The 15574-nt window shown below is 37.5% G+C and carries 11 protein-coding genes, 2 tRNA genes and 3 pseudogenes; 6 read left to right on the forward strand and 10 right to left on the reverse strand.

Translation table 11 applies throughout. From position 1 onward, the window contains the following. Positions 1-35: 35 nt before the first annotated feature. The 3 genes from R2H34_RS10200 to R2H34_RS10210 all read left to right on the forward strand — a co-directional run bounded on the left by R2H34_RS10200 (position 36) and on the right by R2H34_RS10210 (position 1629). Positions 36-725: a putative quorum-sensing-regulated virulence factor gene (locus R2H34_RS10200; RefSeq protein WP_039048314.1), complete on the forward strand. Its 690-nt coding sequence runs from the start codon at positions 36-38 to the stop codon at positions 723-725. A gap of 144 nt (positions 726-869) precedes the next feature. After that, positions 870-1433, forward strand: coding sequence for a hypothetical protein (locus R2H34_RS10205; RefSeq protein ID WP_004962465.1), 564 nt, complete (start codon positions 870-872; stop codon positions 1431-1433). A gap of 120 nt (positions 1434-1553) precedes the next feature. Continuing rightward, positions 1554-1629: transfer RNA gene (locus R2H34_RS10210), tRNA-Arg, on the forward strand. A 217-nt stretch (positions 1630-1846) separates the two neighbouring features. On the opposite strand, the gene R2H34_RS10215 is transcribed toward R2H34_RS10210, so the two are convergent. Continuing rightward, a protein-coding gene (locus R2H34_RS10215) for an IS3 family transposase (protein WP_318342260.1) occupies positions 1847-3012 on the reverse strand; the annotation gives its coding sequence in 2 pieces (ribosomal slippage) (positions 1847-2766 and positions 2766-3012; 1167 coding nt in all). A 407-nt stretch (positions 3013-3419) separates the two neighbouring features. Between R2H34_RS10215 and R2H34_RS10220 the strand changes: the two are divergent. Beyond that, positions 3420-4514 (forward strand): annotated as a pseudogene (locus R2H34_RS10220) (IS3 family transposase). A 415-nt stretch (positions 4515-4929) separates the two neighbouring features. Here R2H34_RS10220 and R2H34_RS10225 read toward each other — a convergent pair. From R2H34_RS10225 to R2H34_RS10245, 5 genes are read right to left on the reverse strand one after another with little or no spacing between them, the layout of a single operon-like run. Then, positions 4930-6486 carry an AAA family ATPase gene (locus R2H34_RS10225; protein WP_004962472.1) on the reverse strand — a complete coding sequence of 519 codons (1557 nt, stop codon included), beginning with the start codon at positions 6484-6486 and terminating at the stop codon, positions 4930-4932. Between the two features lie 42 nt (positions 6487-6528). Beyond that, the gene (locus tag R2H34_RS10230) at positions 6529-7143 is read right to left on the reverse strand and encodes a hypothetical protein (RefSeq protein ID WP_087541024.1); all 615 of its coding nucleotides are present in this window, start codon (positions 7141-7143) and stop codon (positions 6529-6531) included. Further along, positions 7140-7373, reverse strand: a complete 234-nt coding sequence (locus tag R2H34_RS10235) for a hypothetical protein (RefSeq protein ID WP_004962476.1) — start codon at positions 7371-7373, stop codon at positions 7140-7142. The genes R2H34_RS10230 and R2H34_RS10235 overlap by 4 nt, the downstream gene beginning before the upstream one ends. Before the next feature lie 33 nt (positions 7374-7406). Continuing rightward, positions 7407-9125, reverse strand: coding sequence for a hypothetical protein (locus tag R2H34_RS10240; protein WP_004962478.1), 1719 nt, complete (start codon positions 9123-9125; stop codon positions 7407-7409). A gap of 42 nt (positions 9126-9167) precedes the next feature. Continuing rightward, entirely contained in the window at positions 9168-9650 is a 483-nt protein-coding gene (locus R2H34_RS10245; RefSeq protein WP_087541022.1) for a hypothetical protein, read from the reverse strand. Between the two features lie 317 nt (positions 9651-9967). Here R2H34_RS10245 and R2H34_RS10250 point away from each other — a divergent pair, with 317 nt between their 5' ends. Together R2H34_RS10250 and R2H34_RS10255 are read left to right on the forward strand one after the other, a co-directional pair. Continuing rightward, positions 9968-10897 (forward strand): IS5-like element ISAba10 family transposase, encoded by a 930-nt coding sequence (locus R2H34_RS10250; RefSeq protein ID WP_036801691.1) that lies wholly within the window; start codon positions 9968-9970, stop codon positions 10895-10897. A gap of 807 nt (positions 10898-11704) precedes the next feature. Further along, positions 11705-11869, forward strand: a pseudogene (locus tag R2H34_RS10255) (IS5/IS1182 family transposase); the annotation flags it as partial. Positions 11870-12021: 152 nt separating this feature from the next. Here the strand turns inward: R2H34_RS10255 and R2H34_RS10260 are convergent. The 4 genes and pseudogenes from R2H34_RS10260 to R2H34_RS10275 all read right to left on the reverse strand — a co-directional run bounded on the left by R2H34_RS10260 (position 12022) and on the right by R2H34_RS10275 (position 15508). After that, positions 12022-12098: transfer RNA gene (locus tag R2H34_RS10260), tRNA-Ile, on the reverse strand. A gap of 208 nt (positions 12099-12306) precedes the next feature. Beyond that, entirely contained in the window at positions 12307-13275 is a 969-nt protein-coding gene (locus tag R2H34_RS10265; RefSeq protein WP_014538385.1) for an IS30 family transposase, read from the reverse strand. Between the two features lie 386 nt (positions 13276-13661). Beyond that, positions 13662-14339, reverse strand: a complete 678-nt coding sequence (locus R2H34_RS10270; protein WP_017395466.1) for an IS1595-like element ISAju1 family transposase — start codon at positions 14337-14339, stop codon at positions 13662-13664. Positions 14340-14573: 234 nt separating this feature from the next. Continuing rightward, a pseudogene (locus tag R2H34_RS10275) lies at positions 14574-15508 on the reverse strand (IS3 family transposase). Positions 15509-15574 lie beyond the last annotated feature (66 nt).

A 15574-nucleotide genomic window follows, 5' to 3' on the forward strand; every position in this document is an offset into this window, starting at 1 on the left:
TCAAATCCACTCTACTTCACTTAGGTCATGACCCAATGCAAGCTATCATTTTAGATACTGAAACCCATACATTGAATGGCTTACCGATAGAAATTGCATATGCACCAATCGAGATAGAGAGTGGTAAATTAAGTTTAGATAAAACCAAAATTTTTGATCAACTCTATCAAGTCGGTCAACCGATCTCATACGCCGCTATGGCAGTTCATCATATTCTTGAATCGGATTTGATAGATCAACCTTTTTATAATGAATTCGAATTACCAGAACAAACTGCGTATATCATTGGTCACAATGTTGATTACGATATTTCAGCAATTGCGAAATGTGGTGTTGATGTTTCCAAATTAAAGCCTATTTGTACGCTAGCGCTTGCTCGTCGCGTATGGGAAAATGCAGAAGCGCATAATATTTCTGCATTAATTTATTTAATTTCGAAAGGAAGTGATAAAGCTCGTGAAATGCTGAAAGGCGCACATAGAGCTGATGCAGATATTATTTTAACAGCCAATATTTTGATGCATATCATCCATCATTTAAATATCCAAACAATTGAACAACTCTATGTAGCTTCAGAAGAGGCACGCATTCCAAAATCAATTAGCTTCGGTAAACACAAAGGCACTTCGATCTCTGATTTACCAACAGATTATGTGCAATGGTTAATGCGACAAGATGATCTCGATCCGTACTTAAGAAAGGCACTAGAAAAAAATATCGTCTAAAAAAGCACGTTAATTTTCAATAAGTTCAATTATTTTCTATTTACTTTATGCAAATAGATGATATTTAATAATTTGTTAACATTTCTGTCACTTTTCAACTATATCTTAATCTCCATCTAGATCTTGACTGGGGGAGATTAAGAGATGTCACATTTTTTTAAAACGGAACTTGGACAAAATGCATTGCAACAACGCAATATCGCTTTGACTGCAAAACAACGACGACTACTATTACTTATTGATCACGAAGACTTTCAAGAACTAGACCATAACTACAAAGAAAAAATTGCACCATCTGAGCTTGTTCAACAACTGATTGACATGGGTTTACTCGCCCAACAGGCAGAGCCAACAAATATAAAAGAAATACCTTTGGAACAAACTGCTCCTATCATTCAATCAGCAATTACAGAACCGCTTGAAAATAATCATTCAACAACACCAAGCTCTGATGAAGAAACATTTGAAAATATTGAACTTGAAAAATTACCTTTTGTAGAGATTCAACAAGTGATGATCCAAACACTAACCACCTATTGCGGTTTGATGGCTCGTCCTTTAATCCAAAAGATTCAAACAATAAAAACCGTGCAACAATTAAAAGCATGTCAAATGCAGTGGATTACCTCCTTACAAGAAAGCCGCATTCCACCGACTCAACTGAATCAAACACTTAAGCTAATTAATTATTCAGTTCAACATTTATAAATTTGACCTTATAAATAAGAACATAATTTGAATAATTGCTCTTTTAATAAGCAAGAAATCACTTGGTGTTCATGTTTATATTTACCTATATGATTTTTTTGCCTATCATGTGGCTCGCATGCGCTCATAGCTCAACAGGATAGAGTACAGGTCTCCGAAGCCTGTGGCGTGGGTTCGAGTCCCGCTGAGCGCACCACAATCTTATCTCAAATCATTTCAAAACTATTTCAATATAACAATTTTTTGATTGAGCTTATTATTACCTCTTCTGATGCATTCTCAATAATTACCGTATAGATTACGGTAAGTGATAAGTCTTTCTCATATTTCATTCTGACCAATTAGTTATCTAACTTATATAAAAGTTTACTGTATTAAATCGCTATCATAATTTCTTTAATATAAATATGATCCTAGACAGAATTGTGAACAATCGATCCCTCTAAATTCTTAAAATATTTCTGTTCAAAGGCTTCTGGACTTAACCAACCATTGGCAGAATGTCGCCTCATTCGATTGTAGTAAATCTCAATATATTCAAACAAGACAGCATTGGCTTCTTTTCTAGTAGTAAACACACTACCGTGTACCACATGACCTTTCAATGTATGAAAGAAGCTTTCTGTAACAGCATTATCCCAACAGTTCCCCTTGCGAGACATGCTTTGAATACACCCATTCGTCAATAGTATCGCTCTAAAATCACGACTACAGTACTGTGATCCTTGATCTGAGTGAACCATCACCCCCTTTGGATAACCCTGACGTGCCATTGCATAATTAAATGCGTCACACACCAATTGACGGTCTATTCGATAGCTGGTTTGCCAACCCACAATACGACGGCTAAACAGATCTAACATCACGCATAAATATAACCAGCCTTCTTTGGTTCGAATGTATGTAATGTCTGTCGTCCATACCCGATTCGGCTTTGTGACGGTAAATTGGCGATCCAATAGATTGGGAGCTGTAGGCAAACGATGATTTGAATCTGTCGTATGTTTATATTTACGGGAAATTTTACTGCGTAACCCGAGATGCTTGAGCATTCTTCCTACCGTACGTTCGCTCAGGTTATAACCCAAATCATGCATATCATGAACTAGTGATGGGGCACCTAAGCGAGCATGATGGTACCAATACACTGCTTTTAAATCCTTATATTTCTGAGCAGTATCAACTCGTCGCTTACGCCAAGCATAATAACCAGAAGGGCTGACGGCTAAGTATTTACAGGCGGAAGATATAGTGACTGCCTTTTTCATCGTTAAATCCGCTATTACCGTGTACTTTTCTTGGTTTGATCGGCGGTCAGAAAGTACACATGCGCCTTTTTTAGAATATCATTGGCTTCCTTGAGTTGTCTGTTTTCCTTCTCAAGTTCAACAATACGTTGTTGTTCTGGTGTAAGTTGTCGTATACTGGTTCCAGCCAGATTCATTGCACGTACCCATTTATCTAGTGTTGAATAACCCACACCTAACTTCCTGGCTATGACAGCTAATGGTTCATGTGTGTTTGCTAGTGCGTACTCTATCGATTGTTGTTTAAATTCAGGACTAAAGCGTTTCGCCATTTCTTGTATCTCCAAAGTTAACTTTACGTTAGCTTTAGAGGGACTATCTGTCCATTATTTTGGCTAGGTTCAATATTTTACGACTAAGCAAAGAAAGTATTTAAATAAAAATGATGATTCTCTTTAGACTAAAGTATTTTTCATTTTGACGCATAAAGATAAGTTTCCAATATAAAATTCACACGATAATTAAAGTAATTATTTATTACTTTTAAAGCATTTTATTTATGTGGGTATTACATGGAAGTCAGAGGCTACAAGTTACTTGAGTTACACACCATTCTTTTATGTGCAACAAGTTACATCAATGAAAACTTTATCTTTTCTAATCAGAATGGTAATCCCCCCTAAAAAAAATAGGATCTAAAAGTAGAATTTTCTCTTAAGATACGAGCAGGAGATTCTGCATGAAAACATCTAAATTTACTGACAGTCAGATCATGTCCATCTTGAAACAGGCAGAATCTGGCACACCTGTAGCGACCCTTTGCCGTGAACACGGCATGAGTAATGCTACCTTTTATAAATGGCGTGCCAAATATGGTGGTATGGATACATCATTAATGGCTCGACTGAAAGAGCTAGAAGCCGAAAATACCAGACTTAAAAAGATGTATGCGGAAGAGCGATTAAAGGCCGAAATCATCCAGGAAGCGATGGCAATGAGCAGCACTGCTGCGCAAGGGTAAAGCCATCTTGCCGGCGTAAGATGGCACAACAGGCAGTTGCCCAGCATGCCATTAGTATTCGTTTGGCTTGTAAAGCATTTGGCATTAGTGAAACCTGCTACCGCTATCAAGCCAAACTCAGCGATGACAATGCACTCATTGCTGAACAGCTCATTGAACTCACTGAGGAAAATTCCGATTGGGGCTTTGGTTTGTGCTTCTCGTATTTACGGCATGTTGAGAGTTGCTGCTGGAATCACAAGCGGGTTTACCGCATTTACTGTGAGTTGGCACTGAATCTGCGTATTAAACCGAGAAGAAGACTAAAACGGCATGCGCCTGAACCATTGAAAGAACCAATCCGAGAAAATCAGGTTTGGTCATTAGATTTTATGCATGATCAGCTTTCCGATGGTCGCAAGTTTCGATTATTGAATGTGATTGATGATTACCGCCGCGAAGGCCTAGCCATTGAAGCAGGGTTCTCATTGCCCACAATCAGGGTTATTCGTACGTTGAATCAATTGCTGGAGTGGAGAGAAAAACCGTTAGTGATCCGATGCGATAATGGTCCCGAATTTATCAGTCACGAATTTGTGCGCTGGGCTACTGAGCACGGTATTCGTATTGAATATATTCAACCGGGTAAGCCACAGCAGAATGCGTATATTGAACGCTCGCTATAATCGGACCATACGTTATAGTTGGCTGAGCAAGCATTTATTTGATACTTTGGATGAAGTACAAGATTATGCAACAAACTGGTTGTGGCATTACAACCATGAAAGACCACATCAAGCTAACAAAGGAAAGCCACCTCTAATGGCTGCTTAACCTCTACTTTTAACTTCGGTTATTTATGGGAGGATTACCCTTCCTATGCCATTCTACAATTTTTTGATAATAAAACAGCCACGAGTTTTAAAAGATGATCCAGATTCAGAGGATTAGGAATAGTATCGACCACGGCGTTCACTCAAAACTCTTTTCAGAATAGTTATCTTTACCTAGCGGTATCGTTGCCCAAATTGCGGGACACAAACCTAGCGGTACCGAAGAGAAGCATTACACTGTTCGGCTAATTGATCTACTAAGAAAATGGCATACAGAATATGAGAATTGGATGCTTGAGCAGGCCAATATCACTTTTGACGTGAATTAAACCCTATTTTTTCTAGGCCTCACTGTTTATATCAATAGAATGCATTTTTTATAAATGAATTCTATTTAGGACGAATACATCAATAATTTACTGTAATACAGCCCTGCGCATCTTCACTGTACTCTTATCAATTTTATTCATCTGCATGTGTCCTGAAGCAGGTACAGCCCTTTCTCTTCCCCAATTACGTATAGCTTCTATCTGTTCAGGACTTGTTTGAGAGAGAGGCACCACATTTTCAAAACTTTGTCTGAATAAATCCGTATTAATGACATCATCCCCATTAAGATATGCTTCTTTAACTACTTCTCTTACAGCTGCTTCCAAATCAGATCCAGCGAAACCTTCCGACAATTGAACTAATTCATCCATGAGTGTAGGATCAATATCTCTCTTCAAACCACGTCTGATATAAATTTCAATAATTTCTTTACGCTCTATCGGTGTAGGCAAATCAACAAAAAATAATTCATCAAATCGGCCACGGCGTAATAACTCTGGAGGGAGCATCGAAACATCATTCGCCGTAGCTACAACAAATACTCTCGATGTTGCTTCCTGCAACCAATATAAAAACTGTCCTACTAGACGCGTTGCGGTTCCGCCATCACTGGATTGACCGGCACCAGCCAATCCTTTTTCAATTTCATCAATCCACAGCACACAAGGAGCAACATGATCTGCTGTGGTTAATGCATCTTTTAACCTGCCTTCACTTTGACCTAAGTATTGTCCATGGATAGTCGATAAATCCAAGCGGTACAATGGGAGTCCCCAGCTGGCCGCAATTGCTTTCGCTGATAAGGATTTTCCACACCCTGGTACTCCAACTAGCAGAACCCCTCGTGGCGGTCTGATACCACGTTCACGCAAATCTGCTGTTAATAAAGGTCTTTCTTTATCCAGCCAAGCTTGTAGTCCAGCTAAACCGCCTACACTAAGACTGTCCTCTCGGACTACCACTCGCTCTACGCCTGAGATATCAGCAAAAATACGATCCTTAACATGCATTAACTCCTTAAGGTCTGCTTTTGTAACTCTCCCATTTGCTAAAAAAGTTGCAATAATATTTTCAGCTTCAATACGGGAAATACCAGTTAAAATTGCTGCTGCTTGTTTCTCATCGTTGAGATCCCATTCAATTGGGAAATGCTCGCGATATGCCGTAATTTGTTCATGAATAAGCTCAGCCATTTCATCTTCTGTCGGCATTGACAACGTTAAGGACATACCTAAACGCTGAAGCTGACTCCAGACTGGTTTTGAAGTAATGACTATTACACTTCCACCATTTTCAGCCGCCAACATCACAACGTCCTGCATTTGACGAGCAAAATTAGTATCATCTTCTAAATCAGTTACTTCCGTTAACAAAAAAGATAACTGCTGACGCTGCATCATTTGACTACTTGCAAAGTCCAAAGCTCCAATAACTGAACGATCATCATTTACACCTCGATTGCTTATAATCTCTCGAGTACCTTGAGATAAGGTATGTACATAGAAGCTAGCATTAAGCTCAGAAATAATTTCTTTGCAAATATCAAGAACACGAGCTCGCTCTGCGCTACGTATAGAGATAAACGGTATACGTGCTTTTAAATATCGAGTTAGAGTTTGTTTAAATTCCTTTGTATCACTCATGATTTTGATTTCTCATTCATTCGAATAAATTATTGAAATTAATTACAGAAAATTACGTCTTTTAAATTTTGTAGAAGTCTCAGAAATAGCAGTGTCAGTTAGTGGCTGGTTCTTTTGAGATATATACGGCATATCCTTAGATGGCACATTTACTTTCGTAAAATTCAATATCGAATTATGCTTAATAATACTAAGTAAACGGCCTGTTCTATCTCGGGATGCACTATTTTCCAAACTGCTTTGCGTCCTTTTAGCATAATTTTCAAGCTCAGTAGTCAAGTGTTTTTGCAATAGTTCTGGAAAACACTCTAAGGTTGCAATTTCATGAAGAAAGCTTAATGTTCTTCGTGCACTAAGCAATCCCGTGATCAGCCCCGACTCGTCATTACTGTATGAGATATTACGATCTAGGCGCTGAGCACACTCTTGCAGACGCATGTTAAAAACCAGTGCCAAACGCTCTGAAAAACGCTCAGCGACACCGGAAGTCCAGCTTAAGCTACCTTTTGACAGGAGCACTTTAATATCTTTGTCATATTGGCTGTCTTTCAAATAGCCCAAACAATCACACCACTCTGAATATGTATGTGGCACCTGCACATGTACATCAGGGTTGTGTTTCTCCGATGTACCGGCCCAAGTCAATTTTCGACTCATATTTTGCTCTTTTTAAATCGACGTACAAATCCAGTTTGAGGCAACAAATCCCATTCAGGAAACTCTCCCACAAAGAATTGAGTATTGCCTGTATTCAGCTGTGATTGCGCAATATTCACAGTTGCTTCCTTCACTTGTGCTTGAGGTGCGTCATTCTGAGTTGCCTCATGTAGAAACACTCTAGTTTTGGAAGAAATATTTGTATCTGTTGCATTCTCATGATTTTCCATGTTTTATCCCCTCTATCTTAATTAGTATTTGTGTTAGCCAGCCATTAAATTTCGGCCTTTATCATGAGCAGACATCAGATATTCTTTCGATGAGAGTTCATTAAAGAAATCTGAAACTAGACTTGATTCACTGTCTTGGTGCATTAACTGTTTCCGCATATCTACAACTTCAGCTAAGATAGCTTTAAGCTCATTGGCACTCTGTTCTTTAAGATATTCATAATGCTGAGCAACATTTTTCTTCTGGTTATCTAAATTCTTATAATCCATGAACGCCCACCATAATAAAGCAGCACCTATTACAATTGCCCAAACAGCAAAACCGGTGAGTAAAATTAATGCACCACCAATAACCGCTTTAATATAAGTTGGCATTTGAAGTTTGACATTTGCAATTGCCTGTTGTTTTTGCGCTTCGATATGTCTTTCTAAATCTTGCAGCAATAATGCTTCATTACTTCCATTGTTAGTTTCACCGGTCCAATTACACTCGGCTAAGTTCAAGGTCAACTTTTGTGGAAATTCTGCTCTGATACTAGCTGTCAAATCTTGATGGGCATCTACAATCCATTGTTTAGAAAGTGCAATAGCATAACGCTGTGTCGCTACAGAGGCATGTGAAAGTTGCGGATGCATAGCAGCGTTGGTAAGTAACTGCGTAAAGCTTACCATGTCGCTTAATGTTTTCTCTTCTAAGCGATATTTCTCTTCAGCGACAGAACGATCGCCCATTTCATCAATAATCAGCTGGCATAGATGTTCTTGCTGTCTAAGAGGCAATTCTTCATCATCAAAGTTTTGCACAAGCTTATCTAAGAGCAAATCCACTTCATCATTCAAACTAGGGGATGGTTTAATTTCCCCCTCAAATATATCGCTAAAATATTTATGAAGAATTGAATGAATTTGTGTGTGATTCAATGACTCACTGATTTGTTGCCAATCACTACTTGGAACTGCTTTATACAATCTAGGATAATTTTTAGAAAAATCCTGATTTGGATATTTTGTTTTAATTGCATCTTCCCATTGGGAACGCTGTTCTTCGACAAAACCTGCTTGAGCTTCTAACTCAGTTACCCATTGTTCAATTCTAGATGAACATTGCATTCTTACACTGGCACCAAAAACTCCATTTACCAATGCATCCACTAATACTACAGTTTGACGATCTAAATTAAATGGATCTTGTTGTCCTAAATAACGATCTAACCATGTCTGGCATGCAGCTAATCGCTGTGCACGACGTGACACCAATGCAAAAAAGAGTGTCGTTTTTTCATCATCACGCTTTAACGCTTCGCTCAATGCTTTTTGTGCAAGGTCCTTATTATCGTTTAACCAAGCACCTAAAGCGACTAATGCTGGTGCTAACCAATATTTAGGCGTCAATAACATTAATTCTTCAGTAGCATTTTGCATTGTTTCTTGACGAACAATCTTAATATCAGCCGCCTGCAAGATACCTGTTGCAATACGCCTTACTTGCCCATAGTGACCATAACTTGTATCAAGCTCTTGTCTGATTTTAACTTGACGAGTTTCAGCCAAGCTAATTTCTTTAGCCCTAACATCAGCCGCTACAAAATCACGGAACTCTTGCCAAAGATTAACTAAGTCCTGCTGTGTAGCATTTAAATTTTGATCAACTACGTCAATTTGACCTGAGATCTGATCTAGGCTGTTTCCTAATGCTGATAGACTTCTATTAATATTTGACAAATCCGCCGTCTGTATAATACGTTCAGCCATATTTCACCCCTTTTATATTGAGTTATTGCTAAGTTAAAAAATTTATTTGTTTATTATTGCCGCCGTACCATCATCTGAAATCGCCACCATTCTGTCAGAATAAACTTCAATGCACATATAGTTGTGATGTTTGGCTAAAGTACGAGCTCTTTCTAATTCTGATTTCATACTTTCCCCTACTTTATAGTGTTCAATGATCTGACCAAAAAAGTCTAAGGTATGAACTTCGTAAGGAGCTCCTAAATAACACTTAGAAACGATCCCTATAAGTAAGCCCATTGCCGCTTCAGGCAATTCTTTTTGTATATTCTCCTTCAGTTCTTGCAATGAAGTTTTGTTACTATGGTGAGTTCCAGTATCCAATATTTTTATATATTCAAGATACTTTTTACTTCTTGGCATTCTTAAAGCCCTCTCCAACTCAACAGGTGAGCTTACCTTTGTACCTGTTAAGATAGAGTTAGATGAAAGCCGCAAATCTGTATCTTGTTTTTTAGCAGACTCTGCAGTTAACAGTTTCCTCATATACTTTTCCTTGTGAACCTTCAATTCTTAAATAGAATACTAAAAAACTATATAAATCTATTTGATATACTCTATTGTTAATACATTCTTAATAATAAAAAACTTGTATAATTAGTAATTTACACAATAATTATGAGCATGAATAGATGAATCAAAAAATTTATAATTCTTTAATTTTATAGTTTTTACGGCTTTGTTGCACAAAGATTTCATAACTATATGATTTTAAAAGTTTTGATTATTTTTTGATCCAAAATTAAATTTATTTAAATCAGATGCTTACATATTTATGCAACAAAGCCCCCCATACATGTTAGATGAATACAGAATCAAAAAGCCGATACAAAACAACGAACTGGTCTGAGTACAATCAGGCTTTACGTCAACGGGGTGCTTTCACCATTTGGTTTGATCCCCAAATGCAATGGTCTGCAACACCTACTGGAAAAAAAGGACGTCAACCTACCTACACTGATATAGCAATTCAATTTGCCCTGACGATACGAAACCTGTTCCAACTGGCTTTACGCCAAACACAAGGTTTCATTCAAAGCCTTTTTCAAATGGCTCACCTCGACTGGAATGTTCCAGACTTCTCAACATTGAGTCGGCGAGCAGATAAGCTCCAGCCACTTCTACATAAATCAGCAAAAAATCCACAGGAAGACTTGCATATTTTAGTTGATAGCACAGGGATCAAAGTTACAGGTGATGGGGAATGGGTGCGTAAAAAACATGGCGTAAACCAACATCGTCAATGGCTGAAATTACATCTTGCGACAGATGCAAACAGTGGAGAAATACAAGCGGTTGAAGTCACCACCTGCCAATATGGTGATGCTGAAATGCTCCAACCTCTTTTAGATCAAATTGATGAACCCATTGCATCTGTCACGGCTGATGGTGCTTATGACACAGTGAATTGTTATGATGCGATTTTGAAACGGCAAGCAAATGTAATTATCCCTCCTCGTTCCAATGCTGCTTTATGGGCGGAAAATGAAATTGGTAAAGCAAGGAATCATGCAGTACAAGGCTGTTGGGACAAGGGTCAAAAGCAGTGGAAACGAGATATTGGTTATCATCGACGATCCCGAATAGAGGCTAAAATGTTTGCCTTGAAACGACTTGGACAAGGTGTATCTAGTCGATGCTTTAATCGTCAGGTGGTTGACTTGCAAATAAGAGTCGATATTTTGAATAAATTTACTCAACTTGGTACAGCTAAAACGGTGGCTGTTGCATAAATATCTGAAGATTAGAACAACTCTACCTTTCGTCTATTTGTGCAACAAAGCCTGTATGGGGATGAAATTTATTTATGCAACAAAGCCATCTAAATGTATTGGTTAATCTAATATTATTAATCATCCCATTTGGAAAATTTTAAAATACCAAACATTTGATGAAAACCTTATTTTATTAGATTTAAATGATTTACCTAAATATATCGTAGACATTATCTTATCTAATCGACGTATAAGAGATTTTGATAAGATTGACTTGGAATATATAGCAAATTATGGCTCACTCGACAGCTTTTGTACATTGTATTTATTACATCACTGGGGAGTAACCATTAATAGTACTGCTCTGTCTAATGATTGCTGTTCACTCCTCATAAATTCATTAGAGCTACTACTTAAAAAAAATCCTCACCTCCATCGTTCACATGTCTTGTTATTTGATGAATTATTCAATCAAATTTTTATTATGGAATTAAATGGTTATAATAGACCAATCAAAATTAAATTAAATTGGAGACAATATAGAAATAGTAATTGGTCTAATGAAATTAAAAATATATCTATAAAAGCTGAAGTAGATCTTCATGCTCATTCTAAACTTAATCATTTAATTCCTTGCATAGATGAGAGCCTTTTAAATCCGCGTCTATGTAAACAGATTCTAGAATAGAGTGCTTTATCGCAAAAAAACATTTTGGTTTACTTACTAAAGAAAATTATATGGGGATGTTGCGCGGATAAAAAAGTGGATTTCAGTGGGTGCTTAATTGTCTGCGGAGAAGCATTTGGAAGAATGGTTAAGATATCCATGGCGATAAGTTGGTCGAAACAAGAAAGCATTACAGCAAATTATTAGGCGATAAACTCAGTGCTAGGAATTTTGACAGTCAAGTCAAAGAGATTCATGCACGTGTGGCAGTCTTAAAAAAGTTTACGATATTAGACCGACTTCATACCCACGTTGTCACTTGAATTTTAATAACTACAGACAACTCTATCTTTAAAATCTTTATGCCATAAAGCCAATTAAAAATAATGTTGATTTAAGCTGCTTACCATTTGCTTACCAGAATCTAAAAACAAAAAACCACTTACGATTAGTGCACGTAAGTGGTTGTTTTATATGGTGGGCCCAGACAGACTTGAACTGTCGACCAACGGATTATGAGTCCGCTGCTCTAACCAACTGAGCTATAGGCCCTAAAACGTTAAAATGATTGAATACAATAATTTAACTTGTGGCAGATTCTACATAATTCAGTTTTGCAATGCAATAATTTTTGTGCAGACGTTTAGCTCTATTGTACATTAATACATCATTTTACTTGATCAGGATCATTCATAATGATACTGGCAAGAACAAAGCCTAAAAAATCCTTAGATTATTATTCAACCAAAATATGGCGAATTCAAACATGAGGTGCGACAGTTTGAAAAGTCTTATGATAATCAACAAGCTGAGCAAATTTCTCTAATGGTGTAAGCCAATCTAACGCTTTTCTAGGACGAGTATTCAGTGACATGGCAACTTGATTTAAATAATGCTGATCTGCCTGATTTAAATCAATCCCTTTAGGTAAATATTGCCTAATTAAACCATTCATATTTTCGCATGTGCCTTTTTGCCAGGGTGAATGTGGGTCACAGAAATATACATCTATGCCTAAATCTTCTTCAAGTATTTTATGTTCTGCCATCTCGCGTCCACGGTCATAGGTCAACGTTTTACGCAGTTCTGCAGGTAAATATTTCAGAGCTTCAGTTAAAGCCTTGCGCACTGATTCTGCCTTTGCATCAGGTAATGTTGCCAAGATACAGAGCCGTGTATTTCGTTCAATAAGTGTTGCTATCGAACTTTTATTGTCTTTACCTTTAATTAAATCAGCTTCCCAATGACCCGGTATTTTTCTTTCTTGAACTTCGGCTGGGCGCTCATGAATAGTTTTAATATCCTGTAATATAGAATCTTTTTTAGGTTCACCGTTAGCTTTTCGCTTTTTATTTTCATGACGTAGACAGGATAATAAGTCTTTTTTCAACTCACCCTTGGGTAATGCTCGTATCGTTGAATAAATCGTTGTATGGCTTACATTCATTGTTTGATCCAAATCAGGAAATGTCTTTAAACGCTTTGCTATTTGCTGAGGAGACCATAAACAACGGATCGCTTCAACAATAAATTTCCAGAGGATTGAATCGATTTTGAGTTTTCTGTGACCACGTCTACGTCTAGCAAAAGTGTTATCAGAAGCATATCGAGCTTGATAAACGTCATTGATGCTATTTCTTTTAAGCTCACGATAGATCGTACTAGGATGTCTTTTAATAAGTTCAGCAAATTTTCTGGCTGAAAAGCCTTCTTTTCTTGACTCAAGCATTAATGCAGTACGATCTTCAAAGTTAAGATGATGGTATGACAATTTTATATACTCCATAAACCCTTTAAATTAATTAGGTGGTTTATGTCGCACTTCAAGTTTTACTCTGCCTATCTTCATGGAGAATCGTAAAACCAAATCTGCTTCTCTTCAATACATAGTAAAAGTATACATTAATATTTTTTATTTAAATGGTTCAAAACTCATAAGCATTAAAATCAACAAATTATACAATCGATTGCTCTAATAAATTGGAAGACTTTAAAACATGAAGCTTTTAATTCTATTTATAATTTAAAGATCATAAAATAAATAAGCTAAAGTATGTATTGAATACTTTAGCTTGAATAAGTCAGCAGCCAATAATTATAAAGGGGCTTAGGAAGTTAAAGAGGATTGTTACGGAGTAATTTAAGCAAATCGAGATATAAATTACCGTTCCGATGATTGAAGCGATACTCCGTTTCTTTAAGATGCAAATAAAACATCTTTTTGTCAATTCCATTAAACTTGACGAGTCGCTTTTTAGCATATCCCCAGAATGATTCTATGCCGTTAATATGACGCTCCCCGCATGCAAATTCGTTGTCCCCATGATTCACTCTTAAATGTTTGTCAAAACCAATATCAACTAAACCATCATAGCCTCTCCATCCATCTGTATTGATCACAGAATCAAGCTCTATATGCCCCCGAATAATGCCCTGTAGCGTAGCTTTGGAGCAATCAGGCACAATTTCTGTGTATACGTTTCCATCTCTTTTGAGTAGTCCAAATACAATGGTTTTTCCTGATGCACCACGTCCACGTTTTCCTCGAATACGACGAGCACCAAAGTAGGATTCATCAAGTTCAACGATACCGTTGAAAGGAGATATTTCCTCACATTGTGCCGCAATCTTTTTACGCAACCTGATGTAAATTGTATTGATGGAACGTACAGAAATATTGGTGAGTTTAGCTGTATCTGAAGCAGTTAAATCCATGGCAAAAAAGCGAATGATCTGTCTGAATTTTGCCTCTGTGATTCTTGAACGGGAATAGTATCTATTTTTTGCTTTCATATAAGGAAGTTACCATACTTTTTGATATGCTTAACTTCCTAAGCCCCTTATAAATTACTTAGCAACCGTATTCTTATAAAACACACCATCTTTCATGATTACCACAAAGTTAGTTTCGGGATTGGAAACTAAGTTTATATTTTCAAGTGGATTCACATTTACTAACAGTAAATCAGCTAAAGCTCCTTCTTCTACGGTAATCCTCCCATAAATAACCGAAGTTAAAAGTAGAGGTTAAGCAGCCATTAGAGGTGGCTTTCCTTTGTTAGCTTGATGTGGTCTTTCATGGTTGTAATGCCACAACCAGTTTGTTGCATAATCTTGTACTTCATCCAAAGTATCAAATAAATGCTTGCTCAGCCAACTATAACGTATGGTCCGATTATAGCGTTCAATATACGCATTCTGCTGTGGCTTACCCGGTTGAATATATTCAATACGAATACCGTGCTCAGTAGCCCAGCGCACAAATTCGTGACTGATAAATTCGGGACCATTATCGCATCGGATCACTAACGGTTTTTCTCTCCACTCCAGCAATTGATTCAACGTACGAATAACCCTGATTGTGGGCAATGAGAACCCTGCTTCAATGGCTAGGCCTTCGCGGCGGTAATCATCAATCACATTCAATAATCGAAACTTGCGACCATCGGAAAGCTGATCATGCATAAAATCTAATGACCAAATCTGATTTTCTCGGATTGGTTCTTTCAATGGTTCAGGCGCATGCCGTTTTAGTCTTCTTCTCGGTTTAATACGCAGATTCAGTGCCAACTCACAGTAAATGCGGTAAACCCGCTTGTGATTCCAGCAGCAACTCTCAACATGCCGTAAATACGAGAAGCACAAACCAAAGCCCCAATCGGAATTTTCCTCAGTGAGTTCAATGAGCTGTTCAGCAATGAGTGCATTGTCATCGCTTCCTGGATGATTTCGGCCTTTAATCGCTCTTCCGCATACATCTTTTTAAGTCTGGTATTTTCGGCTTCTAGCTCTTTCAGTCGAGCCATTAATGATGTATCCATACCACCATATTTGGCACACCATTTATAAAAGGTAGCATTACTCATGCCGTGTTCACGGCAAAGGGTCGCTACAGGTGTGCCAGATTCTGCCTGTTTCAAGATGGACATGATCTGACTGTCAGTAAATTTAGATGTTTTCATGCAGAATCTCCTGCTCGTATCTTAAGAGAAAATTCTACTTTTAGATCCTATTATTTTTAGGGGGGA

Source organism: Acinetobacter sp. 16, assembly GCF_033439925.1.
Taxonomy (GTDB): domain Bacteria; phylum Pseudomonadota; class Gammaproteobacteria; order Pseudomonadales; family Moraxellaceae; genus Acinetobacter; species Acinetobacter junii.